This window comes from Neptuniibacter sp. QD34_54 (genome assembly GCF_047778055.1).
In the GTDB taxonomy this organism is placed as follows: domain Bacteria; phylum Pseudomonadota; class Gammaproteobacteria; order Pseudomonadales; family Balneatricaceae; genus Neptuniibacter.
Window position 1 is genome coordinate 3,719,365 of record NZ_CP180546.1, and the last position, 24,594, is coordinate 3,743,958.

At 45.8% G+C, this 24,594-nt stretch carries 22 protein-coding genes, 2 tRNA genes, 3 rRNA genes and 1 pseudogene; 1 reads left to right on the forward strand and 27 read right to left on the reverse strand.

Translation table 11 applies throughout. From position 1 onward, the window contains the following. Positions 1–62 precede the first annotated feature (62 nt). A complete protein-coding gene (pyrE, locus tag ACMXYP_RS17125) occupies positions 63–704 on the forward strand; it encodes an orotate phosphoribosyltransferase (protein WP_415882844.1) in 642 nt (213 codons plus the stop codon). Between the two features lie 24 nt (positions 705–728). On the opposite strand, the gene ACMXYP_RS17130 is transcribed toward pyrE, so the two are convergent. The 27 genes and pseudogenes from ACMXYP_RS17130 to ubiB all read right to left on the reverse strand — a co-directional run bounded on the left by ACMXYP_RS17130 (position 729) and on the right by ubiB (position 24,594). Further along, positions 729–1,193 carry a hypothetical protein gene (locus tag ACMXYP_RS17130; RefSeq protein WP_415882845.1) on the reverse strand — a complete coding sequence of 155 codons (465 nt, stop codon included), beginning with the start codon at positions 1,191–1,193 and terminating at the stop codon, positions 729–731. After that, positions 1,183–2,067, reverse strand: coding sequence for a type II secretion system protein J (locus ACMXYP_RS17135; protein WP_415882846.1), 885 nt, complete (start codon positions 2,065–2,067; stop codon positions 1,183–1,185). The genes ACMXYP_RS17130 and ACMXYP_RS17135 overlap by 11 nt, the downstream gene beginning before the upstream one ends. Further along, positions 2,067–2,627 (reverse strand): prepilin-type N-terminal cleavage/methylation domain-containing protein, encoded by a 561-nt coding sequence (locus ACMXYP_RS17140; RefSeq protein ID WP_415882847.1) that lies wholly within the window; start codon positions 2,625–2,627, stop codon positions 2,067–2,069. Before ACMXYP_RS17140 ends, ACMXYP_RS17135 begins: the two co-directional genes overlap by 1 nt. Next, the gene (locus ACMXYP_RS17145) at positions 2,608–3,222 is read right to left on the reverse strand and encodes a prepilin-type N-terminal cleavage/methylation domain-containing protein (protein WP_415882848.1); all 615 of its coding nucleotides are present in this window, start codon (positions 3,220–3,222) and stop codon (positions 2,608–2,610) included. Before ACMXYP_RS17145 ends, ACMXYP_RS17140 begins: the two co-directional genes overlap by 20 nt. Before the next feature lie 13 nt (positions 3,223–3,235). After that, complete coding sequence (locus ACMXYP_RS17150; RefSeq protein WP_415882849.1) at positions 3,236–3,766, reverse strand: Tfp pilus assembly protein FimT/FimU; 531 nt, start codon at positions 3,764–3,766, stop codon at positions 3,236–3,238. A 73-nt stretch (positions 3,767–3,839) separates the two neighbouring features. Next, positions 3,840–4,280: a hypothetical protein gene (locus ACMXYP_RS17155; RefSeq protein WP_415884699.1), complete on the reverse strand. Its 441-nt coding sequence runs from the start codon at positions 4,278–4,280 to the stop codon at positions 3,840–3,842. Between the two features lie 15 nt (positions 4,281–4,295). Continuing rightward, positions 4,296–4,349: pseudogene (locus tag ACMXYP_RS17160) on the reverse strand (hypothetical protein); the annotation flags it as partial. 12 nt (positions 4,350–4,361) lie between these two features. Then, entirely contained in the window at positions 4,362–5,588 is a 1,227-nt protein-coding gene (locus tag ACMXYP_RS17165; protein WP_415882850.1) for a type II secretion system F family protein, read from the reverse strand. Positions 5,589–5,605: 17 nt separating this feature from the next. After that, positions 5,606–7,381: a GspE/PulE family protein gene (locus tag ACMXYP_RS17170; RefSeq protein ID WP_415882851.1), complete on the reverse strand. Its 1,776-nt coding sequence runs from the start codon at positions 7,379–7,381 to the stop codon at positions 5,606–5,608. A gap of 14 nt (positions 7,382–7,395) precedes the next feature. After that, on the reverse strand, positions 7,396–8,835 hold the full coding sequence (locus ACMXYP_RS17175) for a tetratricopeptide repeat protein (protein ID WP_415882852.1): 1,440 nt from the start codon (positions 8,833–8,835) through the stop codon (positions 7,396–7,398). Then, complete coding sequence (locus ACMXYP_RS17180) at positions 8,832–9,734, reverse strand: ExeA family protein (protein WP_415882853.1); 903 nt, start codon at positions 9,732–9,734, stop codon at positions 8,832–8,834. The genes ACMXYP_RS17175 and ACMXYP_RS17180 overlap by 4 nt, the downstream gene beginning before the upstream one ends. Before the next feature lie 12 nt (positions 9,735–9,746). Next, positions 9,747–11,330, reverse strand: a complete 1,584-nt coding sequence (gene mshL / locus ACMXYP_RS17185; RefSeq protein ID WP_415882854.1) for a pilus (MSHA type) biogenesis protein MshL — start codon at positions 11,328–11,330, stop codon at positions 9,747–9,749. Between the two features lie 10 nt (positions 11,331–11,340). After that, a complete protein-coding gene (locus ACMXYP_RS17190; RefSeq protein WP_415882855.1) occupies positions 11,341–11,679 on the reverse strand; it encodes a hypothetical protein in 339 nt (112 codons plus the stop codon). Further along, positions 11,672–12,352 carry a type II secretion system protein GspM gene (gene gspM, locus ACMXYP_RS17195; protein ID WP_415882856.1) on the reverse strand — a complete coding sequence of 227 codons (681 nt, stop codon included), beginning with the start codon at positions 12,350–12,352 and terminating at the stop codon, positions 11,672–11,674. Before gspM ends, ACMXYP_RS17190 begins: the two co-directional genes overlap by 8 nt. Continuing rightward, entirely contained in the window at positions 12,345–12,944 is a 600-nt protein-coding gene (locus ACMXYP_RS17200) for a hypothetical protein (protein ID WP_415882857.1), read from the reverse strand. The genes gspM and ACMXYP_RS17200 overlap by 8 nt, the downstream gene beginning before the upstream one ends. Next, complete coding sequence (gene pilM / locus ACMXYP_RS17205) at positions 12,941–13,870, reverse strand: pilus assembly protein PilM (protein WP_415882858.1); 930 nt, start codon at positions 13,868–13,870, stop codon at positions 12,941–12,943. Before pilM ends, ACMXYP_RS17200 begins: the two co-directional genes overlap by 4 nt. Before the next feature lie 307 nt (positions 13,871–14,177). Further along, on the reverse strand, positions 14,178–14,948 hold the full coding sequence (gene fabI, locus ACMXYP_RS17210; protein ID WP_415882859.1) for an enoyl-ACP reductase FabI: 771 nt from the start codon (positions 14,946–14,948) through the stop codon (positions 14,178–14,180). A 294-nt stretch (positions 14,949–15,242) separates the two neighbouring features. Continuing rightward, positions 15,243–15,358: ribosomal RNA gene (gene rrf / locus ACMXYP_RS17215) — 5S ribosomal RNA — on the reverse strand. A 142-nt stretch (positions 15,359–15,500) separates the two neighbouring features. Beyond that, a 23S ribosomal RNA gene (locus ACMXYP_RS17220) occupies positions 15,501–18,386 on the reverse strand. Positions 18,387–18,603: 217 nt separating this feature from the next. Next, a tRNA-Ala gene (locus ACMXYP_RS17225) sits at positions 18,604–18,679 on the reverse strand. A gap of 24 nt (positions 18,680–18,703) precedes the next feature. Beyond that, a tRNA-Ile gene (locus ACMXYP_RS17230) sits at positions 18,704–18,780 on the reverse strand. A gap of 68 nt (positions 18,781–18,848) precedes the next feature. Then, positions 18,849–20,388 (reverse strand): 16S ribosomal RNA (locus ACMXYP_RS17235). Together the 16S, 23S and 5S rRNA genes with 2 tRNA genes alongside form the textbook arrangement of a ribosomal RNA operon. 609 nt (positions 20,389–20,997) lie before the next feature. Then, positions 20,998–21,801 carry a twin-arginine translocase subunit TatC gene (gene tatC, locus ACMXYP_RS17240; RefSeq protein ID WP_415882860.1) on the reverse strand — a complete coding sequence of 268 codons (804 nt, stop codon included), beginning with the start codon at positions 21,799–21,801 and terminating at the stop codon, positions 20,998–21,000. Then, positions 21,798–22,169 carry a Sec-independent protein translocase protein TatB gene (gene tatB, locus ACMXYP_RS17245; RefSeq protein WP_415882861.1) on the reverse strand — a complete coding sequence of 124 codons (372 nt, stop codon included), beginning with the start codon at positions 22,167–22,169 and terminating at the stop codon, positions 21,798–21,800. Before tatB ends, tatC begins: the two co-directional genes overlap by 4 nt. Positions 22,170–22,181: 12 nt before the next feature. After that, positions 22,182–22,436, reverse strand: coding sequence for a Sec-independent protein translocase subunit TatA (tatA, locus tag ACMXYP_RS17250; protein WP_415882862.1), 255 nt, complete (start codon positions 22,434–22,436; stop codon positions 22,182–22,184). Positions 22,437–22,539: 103 nt separating this feature from the next. Next, positions 22,540–22,872: a phosphoribosyl-ATP diphosphatase gene (locus tag ACMXYP_RS17255; protein WP_415882863.1), complete on the reverse strand. Its 333-nt coding sequence runs from the start codon at positions 22,870–22,872 to the stop codon at positions 22,540–22,542. An 87-nt stretch (positions 22,873–22,959) separates the two neighbouring features. After that, complete coding sequence (gene ubiB, locus ACMXYP_RS17260; RefSeq protein ID WP_415882864.1) at positions 22,960–24,594, reverse strand: ubiquinone biosynthesis regulatory protein kinase UbiB; 1,635 nt, start codon at positions 24,592–24,594, stop codon at positions 22,960–22,962.

Consider the following 24,594-nt stretch of genomic DNA (forward strand, 5'->3'; position numbering starts at 1 on the left):
CTCAAGGCTTCCGCTGGTAGAATAGCCGCAAAATTTTTACCCCTTTCCCAGCGGAGTTTGCCATGCAGGATTACCAGCGCGAGTTTATTGAGTTTGCTATCGAACAGAACGTACTACGTTTTGGCGAGTTCACGCTTAAATCTGGCCGTACTAGCCCTTACTTTTTCAATGCCGGTCTTTTCAACACAGGTACTGCGCTAGCTAAGCTTGGCCGCTTTTACGCTCAGGCGATCAAAGATTCTGGCGTTAACTACGATGTACTGCTTGGCCCTGCGTACAAAGGTATCCCGCTAGCTGCGACAACAGCGGTAGCCCTATCTGATCAGCACGGTGATGATGTTCCTTACGTATTCAACCGTAAAGAAGCAAAAACTCACGGTGAAGGCGGTAGCCTTGTAGGTGCACCTCTGGAAGGCGGCGTGATGATCATCGATGATGTAATCACAGCAGGCACAGCGATTCGTGAAGTAATGGAAATCATCGATCAAGCGGGCGCAAAACCTGCTGGTGTTGTGATTGCCCTTAACCGTCAAGAGAAAGGTAAAGGCGAACTATCTGCGATTCAGGAAGTAGAGCGCGACTACAACATGCCTGTTATCAGCATCGTTAGCCTAGGTGATCTAATTGATTACTTGACTGAAAAAGGCGATATGGCGACTGAACTTGAAGCGATTCGTAAATACCGCGACGAATACGGTATATAAGTTAGGCTTTACCGGAGCTGCTCTTTATTGGGCAGCTCTGATCACAACCTTCCTCGAAGCACCATCCAAGCCACTACCACCGCAGTAGCCCGTACTATCGATGGTCCAGAAATCACCTTCTGGCGATGTCACCGTCCGATAAAAAACTTCCGATCGACACCCTTGCAGGCCATTGATATTAAAGGTATCGCTGGCGGCAGGCCCTGGCCAATAATCAACTTGTGCAGGCGGGCTTCCAACTGCAGCCGAAGCCACACAGCCAGATGCTCCATTGCCTAGACAGGTTAGTTCTAGCTCTATCCCCGTTTGCGCTGCTGTAATCGCCCTAGCGCCAAGAAACTCTTGAGCTGTCACATCTTGGCTAAGCGCAAAGAAACGGCTCATACCGGCAATGATGACCGCTAATACGGTGATCACGAAGATAGCCGAGATAAGACCCAGTCCTCGCTGTTTAGATCTCAACGCAACTACAGGTAATTTATGGGACATTTCTCACCTGCACCTCAAATTGAACTCGGATACTTTCCTGCGTTGTATCCCTGCTGGTTAGTACCTGATCCTCTACAAACAGATCAAACAGGACAATGCCATTTCGAAGTAATGTCGCTTCACTGTATGTAAAGGCATCGTTATCCACAGGGCTTACGACATCACTTGCCAACAGCGCTTCCTGTGGCTCTGCTAGATTGGCAAATAAAGTTGCGCCTGTAGGCTGGGTAATCGCATAAGTGTACGCACTACCGCTTACCCCCTGAAAACGATAAAGATCACTCCCTACGACACAAAAGCTCACCGGCTCATCAACAATAAAGTAACGTTTTGAGGGGGAATCCGCGGGAAAACGATGGGTAGAGTTTAATAACACATCCACCGTGCCTGATCCTGACTCCAATGCGCTGCTGGCACTGATCATTGGGGAGATAATCGACCAACTATCCAGATCGTAGATTGGGTTTTGCCCTGCAGGTCTGCCGGGTTCATCCACGGTATTAGTATCTATCGGGTATACAGCCACACGGCCAAGATCAGGTGATGTAGCAAACGGCACGGAGCTAAATGCTGACGATGCCGAAACAGCCGTTAGCGGTACAGAGATATATCGAGAGGCCGCCAAGGCAGGTATAAACTCTAAGCAATTTCCTGAGTCACCAACACGGATACTATTAGGCAGGGCGTTTCTGATCTCGCGCGCCATACGCTCAACTGCCACACGTGCCGCAGATGAAAGCTGATCACGCCTCGTTAGATCCGCATAGCCTTGCATGGTTGAAGTAATAAAGCCTACGGTTACCAGAGAGATGATCCCCAACAGGGTAATCACGACAATTAATTCAACCAGTGTAAAACCGCTTTGACGACGCATCAGTAGTTACCCCGCAAAGCACTGAACACCACAGGGCTCTGCCCTGTATTGGCTGGAGGAGTAACGGTAACAATCACTTGTTTGACTAATTCAGAGTCAGCACCTGAGAAATAGGTGCTACCGACATAAGTCACCTGAACAGAGACTTCATAACCTTCATAAGACTGAATACCACCCGGCGTCACAAGCGCATTGAATAAACCAACCGCGCTCTCTGTTAAGCCATGGTAGTCATCAACATCATCAAACTCTTCCCGGGATTCACCATCTTTACTGGTAATTGGCGCACCAGCATTCACGCCAAATTGCGCTGCGGGCGTACAAGGATCACAAGGTGGGCTACCGCCTAGAGGCGTAAGTTCATCGTATCGGCGTGACAAAATTTCTTCGAGATAGGCCTGCCCAAGATAGGATACTTTGGTTTGCCACATGACATCGGAACTATGGCGGGCAATGGTGCCCCAACCTGCTATCGCCGCTGTAAGAGCGATAGCAATAATCACAATGGTGATGACTACTTCAACTAGCGAGAAGCCTCGTTCAGCGACAGGTCGTTTCATAGGTATACCCTGTCAGTGAAAGGCAGTAATCGCCATTGTCATCGGTAAATTGAAGGCTGCTATCAACCTCTTGGCTATCATCAGGAAAACTCGCAGCCGAGCTCAAAACAACATTGTTATCAACGCGGATCATATCGCCCAGTTGGTTATACATCACCACTAGGTTTTGCCCAGATGACAAACTGCCTGATTCTGAGCCCGATACTAGGGACGCAGTGTAGGATAAAACTGTGTCAGCAGTGATCTCAGCATTGAGCTGGGAAGGGGTAATACTTATAGGCGGTGTCGCATCTGAAGTGTCAGCGTCGATCAGCAAAGAGATCTGCCATTGTGTATCAGACGAGCGTTCTAGCACCCAGTACACAGAGGAAGCATGCTGCGCTAAAGCAGCTTTTTGCGCTAAACGTAACGAGCCCATGATTGCACTACGTAGCGCAAGTTCATCATAACGAGCAACATTACCAATTCGGGGGATTGCTACAGCTGAGAGAATACCCAGCAAAATGATAACAACAATAATCTCAACCAGCGTGAAACCACGCTGGTGAGATTTAGAGCAGCATTGCCTTGAGGTATCAGGACTAGTACTGCTCATAGAGAATAATTAATTATTCGTCTGCACCAGTAACATTTACGTTACCATTGCTTGAATTGTAATTAATAACGCGATCAACCGCAGGATTAACTGCTGTGTTCTGTGCGCTATAGGTATACGCACATTCAGTACCATTCCCTACTGCCGCATAATCAATACCCGTTCCAGATGCAGTAGACGCAACAGGGCGATTAGTTTCCTGAAGTACGTTTTCCCAAACTTCCACACAGTCTGCATTTTGCAAATTAGTCAAATCTGCTGGTGGAGAGCCTGCTTCAGCAACTGGATAACCAGTTCCATTAACAACCACACTAGCTTCGCTATCTAATTGCACTGTAGCGCCAGAAGCTGCATTCTCAACTACAGCTTTAGCTTTTGCTAACGCAACACCTGCTGCAAAACCACCTGCTGTGCCTTTAACCGCAGCATTGTGTGCATCGCCCGTAACATTGATAAATCGTGGTAAGGCAACCGCAGCCAAAATGCCCAATAGAGCAATCACTACGACTAATTCAATGATTGTAAAACCAGCTTGCTTTTTCATGGAACTCTTTGCTCCTGGGTTTATTATGTTTGCAATTATTTGATTTTTAACAAATTAGCACTCAGTTGTATAGTTAATCTGCTTGCCAATAGAATTTATATAGCGGCTTTAGAGTTGCCGCTGTGGCCAACCCTGATTTAGAGGAGCCATTTTGCAAACGAATCTCAACCCTAAACGGGATTAAATCAGCCTGCATAAAATCATTTTCTAAGTTATCTGTTCGTTTAGCCTTGTAGACCAACCAACGTTTATCGGTCACAAAATACCAATGCTCACCTGCCGCATTTGGCAATTCACTAAACGTAAGCTCACCGCCATAATTCGATGGTTTATGCTGTATCAAATCCACCGGGTTCTGCTGCGCAATATCTTCTGGTACCACAATCTGTTGCTCAGCAAACCAGTAAGCTACTTTAAGCGTGATCTGCGCCTGAATATTATCGCGACTACCTTCAAAGGAAACACGCTCAACATCTTCAATCAGCAGTTCCAAACGTTGTAGTGCAAACGCCATCAGCACTGTTATGATAAAAATTGAAACTGTTAGTTCCAATAGTGAAAAACCACTACATCTCCGTTGCAATTTTTATCCTCCCTAGCCATTAATGGTAGTACTTAACTCCCACAATGGCAGGAACACACCTAAGGCTAGTACCAATACCATAGCGCCTATAGCTATAATCAAAATAGGTTCTATCGCACTGGTTAAGTTTTTCAGGTCGTACTCTACTTCTTGTTCGTAAAAACCAGCTGCTTCTTCCAACATCTGATCTACTCGACCTGTTTCTTCACCGACCGCTAACATCTGCATCACCAAGGGGCTGAACATTTCAGTCTGATGAGCAGTTTGGGTAAAGGACTCGCCTCGCTCAATACCTTGGCGCATACCTGCAACTTTTTTACCTATATGACGATTACCAACTGCATTAGCAACGATCGACAATCCTTGTTCAATAGGCACACCCGCTTTCAATACGATACTGAAAGTACGAGAGAAGCGCCCTAAGATCACTCTGTAGAATATCGGCCCCACAATAGGAAACTTCAGTTTTCTTCGATCCCAAGTCATGCGGCCTTTTTCTGTTTTCTTCCATCGATAGAAAACAAATACGCTCAAAACGATGCCAATCAGAATGGCATACCACCAATCCACAGTGAAATCAGACAGCGTAATTAATGCTTGTGTTTGCCAAGGAACCTCACCGCCGAAACTTTCAAAAACTGATTTAAAAGCTGGGATAACAAAGATATTAATAATGGCTACAGCAGCAGAAATCGCAATCAATACAAACAACGGATAACGAGTCGCTTGTTTAATATTTTTAACAGTCTGCCTCTCTAACTCGAGGTAAGCAGCCATTTGCCTAAATGAATCATCCAACTGACCGGTGTTTTCACCTACGTGGATCATGCTGATATACAGTTCGTTAAAGACCTTAGGGTGTTTTGCTAGTGCCGAAGACAGTGCATGGCCCTTTTCAAGATCATCAGCTAACGTTGACAGCGTTTCAGTAAGCAAAGGATTCGTCACAGTATTAGCCAAACCTCGCATAGCTCGAGTAATCGGCACACCAGCTTTGGTTAAGCTGTACATCTGGCGGCTAAACATGATCAATTCATCCAGAGTTATCTTCTGGAACAGTTTGATCTGTACCTCTTTACTACCCTTTTTCTCAACGACCTTTTCAGCAACTTGAATCGTTATTGGGATAATGCCATCAGCACTTAACTGCGATGCTGCCAAAGCCGATGTGCCCGCTTCAAGCTGGCCATTCACTTCAACCCCATCACGGTTTCGCCCTCGATAACTGTAGATCGCCATAGGTTTATCTCGTTCGCTTATTCCAGTTCAAAACCGGAACTAGGTTGTGCTGGTGCTTCATCTGCAGATGGCGCATCAAGGTACATCGATTCATCTAGCTGTTCGGTAACGCGGAATACTTCTTCTAAGGAAGTAACACCTGCTATCGCCAGATCTAACGCACTATAAACGAGTGGTTTATAGTGAGGATCTGTTTTTGCTGCAATTGTGAAAGCTGCACTGTCATCACGCCTTAAGGCATCAGCCATGGCATCATTGATCTCTAACAGTTCAAAAATACCAGTTCGGCCTTTGTAGCCCGTATTGTTACAGTAGGTACAACCGTGGCCTTTTTTTAGTTCGATATCGTCTAAACCGAGCTCTTCTTGGCGCTCATTCAGCCAAAGTTGCTCTTGACCGGTTGGATGGTAGTGTTGGCTACAGTTCTCACAGATTTTGCGAACCAAGCGCTGCGCTAGAATGCCATTTAGCGCAGACGCTGCTAGATAGCCTTCAATACCAATATCAGTCAAACGCATAGCACTGGATACGGCATCATTGGTGTGTAGGGTCGACAGTACAAAGTGACCTGTCATCGCCGCTCGCAACGCAATCTCAGCGGTCTCTTTATCTCGAATCTCACCTACCAGAAGAATATCAGGGTCCTGACGCAAAGTTGCACGCAATACAGTCGAGAAATCCAAACCTATATTCGGCTGCACCTGCACCTGATTAATACGTGGCAAGCGGTACTCGACCGGATCTTCTACGGTAATGATCTTTTTCTGATGGCTGTTTAGTTCATTCAATGCGCCGTATAGTGTGGTTGTCTTACCACTACCGGTAGGGCCTGTTACAAGTAAGATGCCATGGGGCTCATTTATCATCTTACGTAAACGCGGCAGCATATGATCAGGTAAGCCAACCTTATCTAAACCGATAATGCCGCCGGATTGATCAAGTAGACGCATTACGACCGACTCACCGAACTGAATTGGTAACGTCGAGATACGTACATCAACACTATGACCGGAGACATTGATGTTGAAGCGACCATCTTGCGGTAGACGCTTCTCCGAAATATTCAGAGATGCCATCAACTTTAATCTGAGCACCAATGCAGAAGAGATACGTTTCTCTTTCATTACGTGCTCATGCAAAACACCATCAACACGCTGACGGATACGCAGCACCGTTTCATCTGGCTCGATATGAATATCGGAAGCGCCAACCTGAACCGCATCTTCAAAGAGGCTTTTCAGTAGCTTAACAACCGGGACATCAACTTCATCAGTAGCGGTCAGCGCAGCTAGATCGAAGGCATCATCAGCAATCTCTTCGTTTAGCTGATCGGCTAGGTCTTCAATGTCGCTCGTTTTACGATACAGCAGATCCATCGATTGCAGTAACTGAGCCTCAGAAACCACCGCCTGTTCAATAGGCTTAGGTAGCGCTCTTTGCAGCTCGTCAAACGCGAAGATGTCCATAGGATCGGACATACCCACCAAGAAGTGATCAACATCTTCTTTTAATACTAGGGCACGGAATCGACGCGCTTGAGTTTCAGGCAGACGCAGCACATCTTCTTGATTAAAGGAGTAATGGGTTAGATCAACCAGAGGAATATTAAGCTGCTGCGACAGGAACTCGAGAAACTGCTGTTCCTGAACATATCCCATGGTAACTAGCGTTTTACCCAGCTTTTGGCGCGTTTCTTTTTGGCGGCCTAGAGCTTCCATCAACTGTGGTTCGGTAATAACACCATTCTGAACTAGCAAGTCACCAATTCGGATTTTCATTTTAGGTGCAGCCATGCAGCCCCTTCCTCCTAGCGCCCAGACAGCGCTTGAACACGCTGCTGAGCATATTGTTTCAAACTACTGTCGATCGACGGAATCTGCGTTGCACTTAGATAAGCATTACGCGCATCGCGGAAACGCTGTGACTGCTCAAACGCATAACCCAATCCGACCCACCAACGAGGAACTTGATTGTTCAATTGCAAAAGCTGGTAATAGTTTTGAGCAGAATTTGTATAGTTACCATTCTGTTGATACGCACTCGCCAATAACTCATAGAACTCTGTATCTTGCGTCATCACAGGCTTATCTTTTTCCAGTAAGGAAACCGCTTGAGCCTGGTGACCTGAACTCAGCCAAATACGAGCCTGAAGCTTGCGTAAAGCAGCATCCGATGGGAACAGCACCAAGCTATCAGACAATAAGCGCTCGGCTTTCGATTGCTTACCCGTCGACAGGTACAACGTCGACAATAAACGTCGAGAAGCCAAAGATTTAGATATATGCTCCGCTATGCTTGTCAGCAGCAACGTTTCAGCATCAGCCAACTTACCTTGATTAATCAGACGTCTAGCTCGATCAGCTGACTGCTGATCCGACATTTTAGCAGTTGCTTTAGTTACAGGTTTGCTTGGCCGGGTCTTTTCAACCATAGCATCATTTGGATGCGCAACTTGTAACTCTTCTCCGGATTTAATCGCGTTAGGCTTTTTAACAACCTCTTCTACTTGTTCAGGTACTTCAATCTGCTCTTCTGAATTATTGTCTTCAGAAACCACTTCTGTCACAACAATCCTTTCTACAGGTTTTACACTTGGTTCTTTAGCCATCACACCTAAAACAAGGGTTGTCGGTGCTTGTTGGACACGGAAGGCAAATTGGCTATCTCTTTCAGTGGTAACTGTCAGTAAAGCACGATCAGACTCGGTATTAAGGTCGACGCGTTTTACTAAACCATTACTGATACTAGGCAACGCTGACTGCAAAATTGCATCATCAAAAGCGATTACGATTACATTTTCATTTTGGCTAACCACTTGTACATCAGCAGCACCATCTAGACGAACCACAAGATCGCCGCCCTGCTCTGTTCCGGCCCACTGAATTTCAGTAATTACAGCCTGAATTGGTATAACGGGTTCTACTTTAGGCTCTGCAAGAACAGGCACAGCCGGAGTTGGCGCAGCTACTTTTGTAACGGGCTGATCTGCTGTTTTGTCTGAAGATGAGGCTAATTGAACGCCATTATTTACAACCTCAGGCGACGAAGACTGATCTTTCCAAAGCAGCCAAGCAGTCATTAACAACGCACTCACCCCGATTACCCATAAAAATAATCGCGGCAAGTTATTGGGCTTATCCGCCTCAACAAATTGAGCAGCCTTAACACTCGACTGGTTACCAGGGACACTGGCAGGGCGTTCATTTCGCTGCTCCAGATCACGAAGCATATCGTTAACTAAGCTCACGAGCTAACACCTAAATAAACTAGGGTAGCCGTTGCTACAAACAATAAACCGACCAATCCCCAAATTAACGGCTGCGGATTTTTTGGAATAGATATCCCTTGAGTATCATCTATCGCTCTGGAAACATGACTGCCATCGACTTTAAGGTCGCCTTTACCATAGGCTGCCATCAACGATTTATGACTCAGAATATTAATCAAGCGCGGAGTACCTCCAGACGCTTGGGCAATTTTTTTAGCGGCATCACGTTTAAACAGTGACATTCCCTGAAAGCCCGCTCTCTGAACACGTTGATCGATATAATGTTCAACCGCTTCGCTATCCAGATGACTAAGCTCATAACTGAAAGTGATACGCTGTAGGAGCTGCCGTAAAGATTTTTTACCAAGTAGCTCATCTAATTCTGGCTGACCAAAGAGCACAACCTGAAACAGCTTTGCAGACTCAGTTTCTAAGTTAGTTAATAAGCGCAAGGCCTCAATAGTCTCTTCTGGGATAGCTTGAGCTTCATCGACCAATAACACGACTTTTCGACCCGCTTGAGCAAGTTCGATCAATTTGTGGTTAATCGCATTCAATAGATCAAAGTGTTCGACACCCGAGACATCTAAACCAATCTCTTGCGCAAAACTCTTACGAAATTCATCAGGGCTTAGATAAGGGTTTGGAATATAAGCGGTGACATATTCATCACCTTCCAACGCATTCAGGAGTTTACGGCAAAGTAAGGTTTTGCCTGTACCCACTTCGCCAACAACTTTTACAAAGCCATCACCCCCTGCCAGGGCGACCATAATTAAGTTCAACGCTTCGTGATGCGTTGGCATATTTAAAAAGAAATGCGTGTTTGGGGTCAGAGTGAACGGCAGTTCACTTAGACCAAAATGTTCAGTGTACATCCAGCACTCCTATCACATTGCTGGTGTAGATTGCAGGCTCTGGAAAGATCGCAAACTGCGCTTTAGCTCATTCTGCAAATTATCATGGTTAGCTAATACAGGCCGCAACATAATCACAAGTTCAGTTTTACTACCCGCTTGGCGCTTTTGCTTAAACAAGTTACCCACACCCGGAAGATCACCTAAACCTGGCGTTTTAGCACGTAGATCACTATCAGTAGACTTCATCAAACCGCCAATCACAATCACCTGGCCACTCTCTGCACGGACAATACTGTCCGACTCGCGAATAGAGCTTAGAGCCAATGGGATATTGAAATCATCAGTACCCACGCTGATCTGTTTTTGCTGATCTACCACTTCCGAAACGGTTGGGTGAATATGCAAAACGATATCGCCACTGGCACTGATCTGCGGGGTTACATCTAACGCAATACCCGAGAAGAAAGGCGTCAGTTCAATACTCGGTGACGATGTTGTACTCGTACCGGTCGTTGTCGTATTTTCGACTTCAGTAACAAAGAACTCATCTGTACCCACTTTGATCACAGCTTTCTGGTTATTCACGGTAGATACTCGCGGGCTCGACAGCACCTGTACATCACCCTGACTACCCAATAACTCAATTACAGCAGTAAAATCACCAATACTCAGATCAGCTTTGAAGATACCGCCGATTCCATCATCATTATTCAAACCAACAGAAGACTGGCTAAACAGAGCAGTATTGCCTTGCCCCGGCTTACCTAAAACGGACCAGTTAACACCCGCTTGGAAACCATTATTCAACGTTACTTCTAATATTTTCGCTTCAATTACTACCTGACGATGCAAGATCAGTTCAGCTTGCGCCAAATATTCACGCACAGTGGAAAGTTCACTTGGTAGCGCACGGACTACAACAACGCCTGTCTGTGGAGTTACAACAACTTTGCGGCCTTCACCAGCAACAATGGTCTCTAGCGTACTTTTTAGATTACCCCAGAAATTAGTCGAGGTTTTGGTACTAATGCGGGTACCAATCACTTCCTCGGCACTAGAGTTTTCACCTGAAGTACTGACAGAACCAGCACTTACTTGAGTATCAGATGTACCATCACGCTGAATGTCTAAATAGTTAATCTGGAACAGTTCTGTTTGTAGTGAGGCTGGCAATACTTGATATAGGTTACCTGTGCGTTCGAATTCATAACCGTATACACGCTGAACCGCCTGCATAACTTCAGCGACACTGACATTTTTTAATTCAAGCGAGATACTGCCACCGACCGCTTCATGAACGATCATGTTATACGGTGTACCTTGTACCAACCCCATGAAGAAATCTTTTGCAGGTAATGCTTCAGCCGTAATATCAAAACGCTCTTCATTAACCGCCTGACTGTTTTGTAAATCAAGCGGCGGTAAAAGAGCAGGAACAAGAGGTGGTGGCGGAGGTGCTGCAGTGACCGCTTTTTGGTTCTCTTCAATCGCTTCTTCAATCGCGGATTCACCCACTTGTTTAGTGGTCGTACCTGCAACAGGCGGAAGAGTTTGGCAGCCGCTTAAGACAAGAACACTGCCCATAGCAAGAGCATTGAAAATACGTTTCATCATTATTTCTAGCCTATTTCCCACTCTTAACTTTGCTGAAGCCTTTTCGTTCAGCTAAAGAGATCATCTGATATTCACTTCCAGTGTTCAACTTAACTCCTTTGCGGTTGATTTCGACCACTTCGGCACCATCAACCAAATCACCCTTCTGTACACGCTGACCATTAATAATTGCAGAAGGAGTTCGCTTACCAACGATTAAAGAACTGAGAACATATCCCTGCTCAGGTGTTTTTATATCACCGATAACAACATGAGTAGCCAAAGGCCTAGTTGGATCGGCAGGTAAGCGCTCGGCATAAATCGAACTACTGCCAAGTAGTGTAATTAATAAAATGACAAATTTAGGCACCTAACCACCCCGCTTCAGAGCTTAAGGTATGAACTTTGATCTTCACCTTTGCCGACGGATACTCATCAACTTTGTATTCCAATGTATCCCAAAAGAACACACCATCCAGCTGTTCTATTTTCTGCAAATAGTCATATAAACCCTGATAAGTCCCTTCCAGCTCTAATTCAAATGGATGAATAAAGATTACAGCTTGCGGACCCACAGGCTTGGTATCTTTGTCCGCATCAACTGGCGTTTCATTTAACTGTTTAGCTTCGACAGGTAGGCTTTTTGCACTAACAAGCGCAATACCTTGTTCATTGGCTAATACTGATCTCAACAAAGTCAGCATCTGATCAGGCGAAACAAGGTTAGTTGCAGCACGCTTAATATCCTGATTAGCCTCAGATAACTGAGTACGCAAACGTTTTAGCTCAGCTCTTGCCTCGACGTTAGGATCTTTCGGTTCCTGACTCTTTAGCAGCTGTAAAACTCGATCTTGAGCATCGATGCTGGTTTGCATAGCTTCAATTTTACTTGGCACCTTTTGCAATACGATCATTGCAGGCTCGATTAAGAACACAAAGATCAATGCTAAAGGGGCTACTAAGCCAACTACAAGCAACATGATACGTTCACGTGCCGTTAGCTCATTCCATTTGCTGTCCCACTCCTGCCAGCGTTTATTCATAACTGCGCAACTCCGCTAAAGCATCAAAGCGCACACCACTACCTTCAGCGTTTACAGTTAGCCTATTAACATTCATACCTTGGAATTCTTCAGTACTAGCAATCGATTCAATCATGGAAGCAACTGACGGGCCATCGACAGCACCACCACCCAAAGTAAAACTACGGTTATTATTATCAAGTACGAACTGACTTAACCAACTTTCCGTTAATGAAGCATCAGCCAGGGCATAGAGATAAGACGAGAAATTAACACTCTGAGCTGGTTGCACTTTATGCAATAAGCTTTGTAACGCTTTCCGTGCAGCAATCTCATCTTTTAAACGCTGCTGTTCAGCCAAAATTTCTGGCTGTACTTGGAGACTACTAAAGCGTGCTTGCTCCGCAGAAACCGCTTCATCGATCTTAACTTTGTCGTTCTGAAGCTTAGCGAACGTGCTTTCCTGTTCAGATGCATACCAGTTCAATCCGAGCCCACATAACAGAACAACCGTAATGACTGCTATAGCAACTGTGACACTACCTTGCAGGCTTAAAAGTTCGAATTTCTTTTTCGACTTGTGAGGGTTATAGAGGTTAATTCGCTGTTTCACTTAACCACCTCAGCTTCAGCAAACTCAGTTCTTAGTGCCGCCGCAATAGCTATAGTAGCCTGTGTTTGGAGAGATTCTGTAAGATCGATCTGGGATGAAATAAGATTATTGAGATCTAATGAGTGTATATCAAGCGCTAGACTGTACCGTAACTCATTCATTAGCGGCGATTCATCTGCCTGCATAGGCATGACAAGGAGGCGCACGCAGGGCGGTTTACCTACTTGGCTTTCGTAGTAATCAAGAGAGCGCTGAAGTTCGAGTACAGCAGCTGAAGCATTTTCAGGGGCTGACGTATGACAATAGCCAAGATTACGGGTGAAATATAAAGCGCCATCAGAGAGAAGATTAATCGAACTGCCCTCTTCACCAATATTAAATACCGCTAACCCAGATTCACTATCTGCAAGATCTTCGGTTAGATTAAGTAACGCTAACTCAGGAACATCAACGGCTGTAACATCTAGACCGATTTCTTTAGACCACTCAACCCAAAGGTCAACCTTAGCCTGCTCGGCGGCTACTGCATAAACCATACGACTGCGGCTACGGTAGGCGTCGTCTGGTAGTTCGATATAATCAATTACTGCTTGTTCCACATCGAAGGAGATCAAATCTTTGATACGCCAACGCAAAGCTTCAGCAAGCTCTTCGTCTGGCACTTCAGGGCGCTCTACAAGATGGATCTGATAGCTAGATTCCGGCAAAACTAAGGAAGTTTTCGTACCCAGAAGGTTATTCGTTTCTATCAAATTCCTGAAACGTTTGGGCTCAACTAAAGGGTTAGTCGATGCGCTGTACTCACAGCAGGTAAGTTCTGGCTGAGTATTACCATCTCGAACATGTGCAAAAGAAACCCCCCCCTTATTAATCACTAGGGAAGTTAAACCGTTTTCCGCAGACTTTTTCTTAAGAAATGAAAGCAAGCGTTAACTCCTGCACTATTCGCTTAATTCTCTAACAATAAATCTACCGAGCTGAAACGATCGCTTCAATCGGAAAGCCCAAGATTAATGATTAAGTAAACATTCAGTAATCCTGTCGGCCATACAAGGAATAACTTAACAGAATCTATATGAATAAGCTGCCCTATGACGTTGTTTTATCAGATTTTAGATGAGAAATAGTAACTTAATAACATAAGAATTTTTTAACAATGACTCACCAATTGACGTAAGGACTGAACCAGATTCGGTCTAGTCGCGATTTGCAACACAACTAGACCGACAAAACTTAACCGACGATACAAACACCGTGATCAACATAATGTATCTGGCCTGTAACACCTTCAGAGAGAGGCGACATAAAGTAAAGGCAAGAATTACCAACTTCTTCGATTGTCGGCAGCTTACCATCACAAGCCATTTCTTCATTATGCTGAAGCATTGCATCAAAATCTTTAATACCACCGGCAGCACGCGTTGCGATTGTACCCGGTGAAATAGAGTTAACACGGATTTGTTGAGGGCCAAGATCTCTGGCTAAATAGCGTGTAGCTGCTTCCAAAGCAGCTTTTGCGCAACCCATGATATTGTAATCACCAGTCGCCAATGCACTTCCTAGATAAGAAAAGTTCACTAGAGAACCGCCATTCTTCATTAAGCCTTTAGCACGCGAAGCCATATCAATAAAGGAATAGCACGATATATCCATCGCCTGTAAGAATCCTGTACGTGAACACTCAGATATAGGAGCATGTAAATCTTCTAAAGGACAGAAAGCTAAAGAGTGAATCACACCATCTAACTCACCCCATTTAGATTCAATCTCAGAGAACACTGCATCCATCTGCTCAGGAGAAGAAACATCCAGAGGCATAAAGATATCAGCTTCTAGCTCCTCAGCTAACGGGCTTACAAAGCGCTCTGCTTTATCGTTTAAATAAGTAATGGCTAACTCTGCTCCTTGTGCCTTTAGAGCTTTAGCACAGCCATACGCAATACTTTTATCATTAGCGATACCAACAACAAGTATTTTCTTACCCGCCATTAACAAGTTAGACATTCATATATCCTTTCAAATAATCGAAACTGATTCCTATTTTACGCATACGCACAATACAAATATATGACGATACCGGTAAACAGGTCGGTAAGAAATAACTCGTTGATCTGAGGCAATGAAGGACAGCTAAGGACAGCTAAGGACAGCTAAGGACAGCATTCAGTTTAATTAAGACAACTCATCCTGACGGGCTTATCTGCTTTTACCCGTTTTTATCCGCTCTTAACCGTATTTTATAACCCACAACGAAAAAACCCCGATCACAGTGTGACCGGGGTTTTCTCTTAATTAAATGCTTGGCGATGACCTACTCTCACATGGGGAAGCCCCACACTACCATCGGCGATGTTGCGTTTCACGTCTGAGTTCGGGATGGATTCAGGTGGTTCCACAACTCTATGGTCGCCAAGCAAAACTGTTACAACTTAGATCTGATTCTTCTTTTATTTGATCTAGATAGTTTATCGACTGTAGCTTAACTACGCGCTAATTCGTTACTCTCTATCGTCTTACGTATCTTACAAGTCACTTGCCAAACGCCTTGGGCGTTATATGGTCAAGCCTCACGGGCAATTAGTATTGGTTAGCTCAACGCCTCACAGCGCTTCCACACCCAACCTATCAACGTCGTAGTCTTCAACGGCCCTTTAGGGGAATCAAGTTCCCAGTGAGATCTCATCTTGAAGGAGGCTTCCCGCTTAGATGCTTTCAGCGGTTATCCCGTCCGAACGTAGCTACCCGGCAATGCAATTGGCATCACAACCGGTACACCAGAGGTTCGTTCACTCCGGTCCTCTCGTACTAGGAGCAACTCTTCTCAAATCTCAAACGCCCACGGCAGATAGGGACCGAACTGTCTCACGACGTTCTAAACCCAGCTCGCGTACCACTTTAAATGGCGAACAGCCATACCCTTGGGACCGGCTTCAGCCCCAGGATGTGATGAGCCGACATCGAGGTGCCAAACACCGCCGTCGATGTGAACTCTTGGGCGGTATCAGCCTGTTATCCCCGGAGTACCTTTTATCCGTTGAGCGATGGCCCTTCCATACAGAACCACCGGATCACTAGAACCTACTTTCGTACCTGCTCGACGTGTCTGTCTCGCAGTCAAGCACCCTTCTACTCTTGCGCTCATTGCATGATTTCCGACCATGCTGAGGGTACCTTCGTGCTCCTCCGTTACTCTTTGGGAGGAGACCGCCCCAGTCAAACTACCCACCACACAATGTCCCCGATCCCGCTTAGGGAACTGGGTTAGAACCTCAACATTACCAGGCTGGTATTTCAAAGGTGGCTCCACCCTATCTGGCGACAGGGTTTCAAAGCCTCCCAGCTATTCTACACAAGTAATGTCAAAGTCCACTGTGAAGCTGTAGTAAAGGTTCACGGGGTCTTTCCGTCTAGCCGCGGGTAAACTGCATCTTAACAGCTATTTCAATTTCACTGAGTCTCGGGTGGAGACAGTGTGGCCATCGTTACGCCATTCGTGCAGGTCGGAACTTACCCGACAAGGAATTTCGCTACCTTAGGACCGTTATAGTTACGGCCGCCGTTTACCGGGGCTTCGATCAAGAGCTTCGCGCAAGCGCTAACCCCATCAATTAACCTTCCGGCACCGGGCAGGCGTCACACCCTATACGTCCTCTTTCGAGTTTGCAGAGTGCTATGTTTTTAATAAACAGTCGCAGCCACCTGGTATCTTCGACCGGCCTCAGCTTAGGGAGTAAATCCCATCACCAAAACCGGCGCACCTTCTCCCGAAGTTACGGTGCCATTTTGCCTAGTTCCTTCACCCGAGTTTTCTCATACGCCTTAGTATTCTCTACCTGACCACCTGTGTCGGTTTAGGGTACGGTTAGTCATAACCTGAAGCTTAGAGGATTTTCCTGGAAGCATGGCATCAACTACTTCAGTCCATAAAGGACCTCGTCATCGATTCTCGGTCTTAAAAGAGCCCGGATTTACCTAAGCTCTAAACCTACTATCTTAAACGCGGACAACCAACGCCGCGCTAGCCTAGCCTTCTCCGTCCCCCCATCGCAGTTATGAGCAGTACAGGAATATTAACCTGTTTCCCATCGGATACGCTCTTCAGCCTCTCCTTAGGGGCCGACTCACCCTACCTCGAATAGCGTTGGATAGGAACCCTTGGTCTTCCGGCGGGGAGGGTTTTCACCTCCCTTATCGTTACTCATGTCAGCATTCGCACTTCTGATACCTCCACGGTGCCTTACAGCTTCCGCTTCAACAGCTTACAGAACGCTCCTCTACCATGCACAAAGTGCATCCGTAGCTTCGGTGTTATGCTTAGCCCCGTTATATCTTCCGCGCGGGCCGACTCGACTAGTGAGCTATTACGCTTTCTTTAAAGGGTGGCTGCTTCTAAGCCAACCTCCTAGCTGTCTAAGCCTTCCCACATCGTTTCCCACTTAGCATAAACTTTGGGACCTTAGCTGACGGTCTGGGTTGTTTCCCTTTCCACGACGGACGTTAGCACCCGCCGTGTGTCTCCCGTGATTGAACTCATGGGTATTCGGAGTTTGCATCGGGTTGGTAAGTCGGGATGACCCCTAGCCGAAACAGTGCTCTACCCCCATGGTTAGACACGAGGCACTACCTAAATAGTTTTCGAGGAGAACCAGCTATCTCCGAGTTTGATTAGCCTTTCACTCCTATCCACAAGTCATCCGCTGGCTTTTCAACGACAGTCGGTTCGGTCCTCCAATGCATGTTACTGCATCTTCAACCTGCCCATGGATAGATCACTCGGTTTCGGGTCTACTCCTAGCGACTGGACGCCCTATTAAGACTCGGTTTCCCTACGGCTCCGCAAATGCTTAACCTTGCCACTAAAAGTAAGTCGCTGACCCATTATACAAAAGGTACGCAGTCACCGTCCGAAAACGGCTCCCACTGCTTGTACGTACACGGTTTCAGGGTCTATTTCACTCCCCTCACAGGGGTTCTTTTCGCCTTTCCCTCACGGTACTGGTTCACTATCGGTCAGTCAGGAGTATTTAGCCTTGGAGGATGGTCCCCCCATATTCAGACAGCGTTTCACGTGTGCCGTCCTACTCGATTTCACTTTAAAAGACCTTTCACATACGGGGCTATCACCCACTATGGCCACACTTTCCAGAGTGTTCTGTTAAATCTAATAAAGCTTAAGGGCTAGTCCCCGTTCGCTCGCCGCTACTTAGGGAATCTCGGTTGATTTCTTTTCCTCTGGGTACTTAGATGTTTCAGTTCCCCAGGTTCGCCTCTAATAACCTATGTATTCAGTTAAAAGATACCTATAAATAGGTGGGTTTCCCCATTCGGAAATGTCCGGATCAAAGGTTGTTTACCACCTCCCCGAACCTTATCGCAGGTTACAACGTCCTTCATCGCCTCTGACTGCCAAGGCATCCACCGTGCACGCTTAGTCACTTGACCATATAACCCGAAGGCGTCTGGAATCACAGTAACTTGTATTGCTAGTAACGATAGATTTCGCCGAATTGGCGCATGCAGTAAAACTACATGTCTTAAATCTAAATCAAATGAATCAAATCCAAATTGTTAAAGAGCGTTTAAAGCAAAAAAGCTTTAAAAGATAATGTCTTAAACGACAATATGTTTTAAAACTCTTCCTTCTCATCCGCAAGGATGATGGTGGAGCTATGCGGGATCGAACCGCAGACCTCCTGCGTGCAAAGCAGGCGCTCTCCCAGCTGAGCTATAGCCCCAAGAAAAACAGTAAGGCTATTGATTGGTAGGCCTGAGTGGACTTGAACCACCGACCTCACCCTTATCAGGGGTGCGCTCTAACCAGCTGAGCTACAAGCCTACACCGTTGCTCTTAACTTCTCTGATCAGATAATTCGTGTGAACGCTTGCCGAGAATCGGCTTTCGTTTAAGGAGGTGATCCAGCCCCAGGTTCCCCTAGGGCTACCTTGTTACGACTTCACCCCAGTCATGAACCACACCGTGGTAACCGCCCTCCCGAAGGTTAAGCTAGCTACTTCTGGTGCAATCCACTCCCATGGTGTGACGGGCGGTGTGTACAAGGCCCGGGAACGTATTCACCGCGACATTCTGATTCGCGATTACTAGCGATTCCGACTTCATGGAGTCGAGTTGCAGACTCCAATCCGGACTACGACCGGTTTTCTGAGATTAGCTTACCCTCGCAGGTTCGCGGCCCTCTGTACCGGCCATTGTAGCACGTGTGTAGCCCAACTCGTAAGGGCCATGATGACTTGACGTCGTCCCCACCTTCCTCCGGTTTGTCACCGGCAGTCTCCTTAGAGTTCCCACCCGAAGTGCTGGCAAATAAGGACAAGGGTTGCGCTCGTTACGGGACTTAACCCAACATTTCACAACACGAGCTGACGACAGCCATGCAGCACCTGTCTCAGAGTTCCCGAAGGCACGAAACTATCTCTAGTAACTTCTCTGGATGTCAAGAGTTGGTAAGGTTCTTCGCGTTGCGTCGAATTAAACCACATGCTCCACCGCTTGTGCGGGCCCCCGTCAATTCATTTGAGTTTTAACCTTGCGGCCGTACTCCCCAGGCGGTCTACTTATCGCGTTAGCTGCGCCACTAAAAGATCAAGTCTCCCAACGGCTAGTAGACATCGTTTACGGCGTGGACTACCAGGGTATCTAATCCTGTTTGCTCCCCACGCTTTCGCACCTCAGTGTCAATATCGGTCCAGGTAGTCGCCTTCGCCACTGGTGTTCCTTCCTATATCTACGCATTTCACCGCTACACAGGAAATTCCACTACCCTCTACCGTATTCTAGATTGGCAGTATCAGGTGCAGTTCCAAGGTTGAGCCCTGGGCTTTCACATCTGACTGACCAATCCACCTACGCGCGCTTTACGCCCAGTAATTCCGATTAACGCTCGCACCCTCCGTATTACCGCGGCTGCTGGCACGGAGTTAGCCGGTGCTTCTTCTGCAGTTAACGTCACAGCTAGCAGGTATTAACTACTAACCTTTCCTCACTGCTGAAAGTGCTTTACAACCCTAGGGCCTTCTTCACACACGCGGCATGGCTGCATCAGGCTTGCGCCCATTGTGCAATATTCCCCACTGCTGCCTCCCGTAGGAGTCTGGACCGTGTCTCAGTTCCAGTGTGGCTGATCATCCTCTCAGACCAGCTAGAGATCGTCGCCTTGGTGAGCCATTACCTCACCAACTAGCTAATCTCACGCAGGCTCATCCAATAGTGCAAGGTCCGAAGATCCCCTGCTTTCCCCCTTAGGGCGTATGCGGTATTAGACCAAATTTCTCTGGCTTATCCCCCGCTACTGGGTAGATTCCTACGCGTTACTCACCCGTCCGCCACTCGTCATCAACTAGCAAGCTAGTCATGTTACCGTTCGACTTGCATGTGTTAGGCCTGCCGCCAGCGTTCAATCTGAGCCATGATCAAACTCTTCAGTTTAAATCATTTGTGTTACCAGGAATGTGGTAACGGGCTCTAGTACTAAACAACCGGATAACATTCTTAAGAACGTTAAACCTTTGTAAATCGCTTTAAATGAATTCACTTGGTTGCTTGTCTAGAAAAAGTTTGCTTCTTCTCAACAAGCGCCCACACGAATTATCTGATCAAATTGTTAAAGAGCGTTGCTTTCTTGACTCTCCGCTGAATCAGCGTTTCATCTCAAGCGAGGCGCATATTCTACTTTGCGCTCATTCAAAGTCAACCGTTTATTTTGCAATTTCGTAAAAAGTTTTTACTCAGCAACCAGACTTTGAATCCTGCTCCGCAAGCAATCTTAAAAACCAATGTTTTCAATCACTTGCCAAGCACCTCACTCAGCTCTGCAGCCCCTTAAAAAGCGGCCTCCCTAAGCAAGGACGGCGAATTCTACAGACATCTAAAAAAGGGTCAACACTTAATCTACAAAAAAGCGAAAAAAGTGAATAAATATTCAATATTGTTTATTAGTTATACAGTGCTGGTTATTAACTACTCTATGGACATAAAAAAACGGTGTCTATCTTTCAATAAACACCGTTTTTAGAATCATCTATTAGCTTTCAAAGACTACTTATTATTCTCTTCTTGCTCGTCTTCTGCCGCAGCGAATTCATCAGCAAGCTCTTCATCATCTGTATTCTTTCTTACAAAGATAAGCCCTAGGATGATGCCTGTTTCAAATAGCAGCCACATTGGAAGCGCTAATAAGCTTTGAGAAATGACATCCGGCGGTGTTAACAACATACCCAAGACGAAACAACCAACGATTACATATGCACGCTTTTGCCTTAGACCAGCAACAGTTGCAGCACCAGACCAAATCAGTAGCAGAGTAGCTATCGGTATTTCAAATACAATACCAAATGCGAAGAACAGCTTAAGTACAAAATTCAGGTAGCTGCTTATATCGGTCATCACCGCAACATTTTCTGGCCCTACACTGGTAAAGAAACCGAATATAAGCGGAAATACAACGAAGTAGGCAAAGGCGATACCAGCATAAAACAGAAAGATACTCGATATTAACAAGGGTATCGCAAAACGTTTTTCGTGTTTATATAAGCCAGGCGCTATAAATCCCCATATTTGGTGCAATACAAATGGCATCGCCAGAAAGATTGCAGCTACAAGCGTTAGCTTGAAAGGAGCAAAGAACGGAGAGGTAACATCGGTCGCAATCATGCTAGTGCCTGATGGCAACAGCGCAGTTAAAGGCGATGAAAGATAGGTATACAGATCATTGGCAAAATAAAACAAGCCAAGAAAGAAACCTAAAATGATAAGTAGGATAAACATTAGCCTCTGGCGTAATTCAACCAGATGGCTAATTAATGGCTGTTCCTGATCGTGTTCAGGCTGCGGATTGCTCATGCTTTTCCTGTACTGCTATTGTCATCAGCCTTAGTAGGCTCATTCGCAGATTGAGGCTTTTCTTCTGTTGCTTCTGGCGGAACAATCTTAGAGCTAACTGGAACTTCTTCTTTTAATGCATCATTAAATGGCTGACGCATCTCATTAAGTTCTTTTTCTAACTCGTGTTTCTGAATAGCCGTCGTACGTTTTAATTCTTCCACTCTTAGCTCTTCGCTAATTTCTGTCTGTATAGAAGAGACAGTGCGCTTTATACGCCCCATCCACATTCCGACAGTTCTTACAGCAGTTGGTAATTTATCTGGCCCAAGTACAACCAACGCAACCACTGCAACAATGAGTAGCTCGGCAAAACCGATATCAAACATAGTTAAAGCCTGTTACTTGTCAGACTTCTGCTCAGCTTTTACGTCGTCAGCTTTTTTAGCCTCTGTAAAATCAGCATCTTCCTGTTTGATCTGCTTGTTTTCAGCTTCTTCTTTGGCTTTTTCTTCTTCTGTCATGGCTTTTTTGAAGCCCTTAACAGCACCACCTAGATCGCTGCCGATATTTTTGAATTTTTTAGTCCCGAAAATCAGAATAATAATGGCCAAAATAATCAATAGCTGCCAAATACTGATACCACCTAAACCCATTTTTACTCTCCGCTATCACATAGCAGCTCTTTTAACTGCCATCATAGAAATCTGTTGGAATGACCCACGTTACACGTTTTTATTAACGCCTTAGGATCTATATTTATTTTTTAGTGCGTGACGCTTTTTCTTCCAAGCCCGACAGATCAAATCTGCGAGCTAATTCATCTAATACTGCCTGTGGTTCTTCACCTAGGTGCGATAATGCAACCAAACTATGGAACCAAAGATCGGCTGTTTCATAAATGACATCTTTATTGTCACCGCTGGTCTGTGCGTCCTTAGCTGCCAGAATAGTTTCTGTTGCTTCTTCGCCGACCTTTTCTAAGATCTTATTCAAGCCCTTAGCATGTAAGCTAGAAACATATGAACTGTCTGGGGCTGCTGATTTACGCTGTTCCAGAACTTCACCCAGCTGAGTTAATACGTCACTCATTTATTCACTCACTTTCAATTAAGACTAACTTACGTGCGGAAGCATACCCGATCAATATTGCTTCCACCATCCCCTCCTAAAGGAGGATCATGAACGTTTCAACAATAGTACTACACCCAGCCCCGCTAAAATCCAACTACTAGGAGGCAAATCACATAGCCATTCCATCACATCTGGGTTAGCAACAGCTACAGCACCCGCAATTAGCATCAACCCTAGATTACGTCTTCTTGAAGCTTTGCTTTCTAGTGCTTCCTTCGCTTGCTGATAAGCTCTTATATCACGCTGGCGCGCACTATCTAAATTCCTAATCTGGCTCAGGGAATCAAAAATCAGCTGTGGCATATGTGGCATTTTCTCTAGCCAATCAGGCGCTTGCTGTTTAATAGAGCGATAAACACCTTTTGGCCCCATTCGCTCTTTCATCCAATTCTCTAGAAACGGTTTACCCGTTTCCCATAGATCAAGATCAGGATAAAGCTGTCGACCTAAGCCTTCGATATTTAAAAGCGTTTTCTGCAGTAGCACTAGTTGCGGCTGCACTTCCATATTGAAACGACGTGCCGTTTGGAACAAACCTAAAAGCACTTGCCCGAAGGAGATATCTTTTAACGGCTTTTCAAAGATCGGCTCACACACACTGCGGATTGCTGTTTCAAATGCATCGACATTAGTGTCCGCAGGAACCCAACCCGAATCAACGTGTAGTTGCGCCACCATACGGTAGTCACGCTTAAAGAAAGCAAGGAAGTTGCGTGCTAAATAGCTTTGATCCTCTGGTGTAAGCGAACCAATGATCCCAAAATCTACCGCGATATATTGTGGTGAACTTGGATTATTGCGAGAAACAAAGATATTACCCGGGTGCATATCCGCATGAAAAAAGCTGTCTCGGAACACCTGAGTAAAGAAGATCTCAACTCCACGCTCCGCCAACGCCTTCATATCCGTATTCTGTTCGTTTAACTGATCAACTTCAGCCACAGGGATACCGTGAATGCGTTCCATCACCAATACATTTGAACGTGTGTAATCCCAGTAAATTTCAGGAATATAAAGAATATCGCTGTTTTCAAAGTTACGTCTTAGCTGTGAGCCATTTGCCGCTTCTTTGCGAAGATCCAACTCATCGAAGATGGTTTGCTCATATTCAGCTACCACTTCTACAGGGCGCAGGCGACGTCCTTCTTCCCAAACCACATGAACAAGACGAGCCAAGCTGAATAGAAGATCTACGTCTTTACGAATGGTTTTACCAATTCCTGGACGGATAACTTTGACTACAACTTCACTACCATCAAGCATGGTTGCTTTGTGGACCTGAGCAACCGAAGCGGACGCCATTGGCTCTACTTCGAACTCAGCAAATAGCTCTGAAACGGGCTTTTCTAAGGCTTTTTCAATCAACCCTTGTGCTTGTGGGCCAGAGAATGGCGGTACACGATCTTGCAGTTTTTTTAGTTCCTCTGCCAGATCATCCGGTAATAAATCTCGGCGGGTAGAGAGCATCTGTCCAAACTTGACAAAAACAGGCCCTAAAGCCTCTAGCGCTAATCGGACACGTACCGCTTGCGGTTGTTTTGCTGGGATAAAGAAACGCCAAGGCAATAACCAAAACAGGCATCGAACATACCAAGGAAGGGCTAAACCCAAAAATAGAGTATCCAATCGATACCGAGCAAAAACCTGAACAATCTTCAGAATTCGCGATAGACGTTTCAC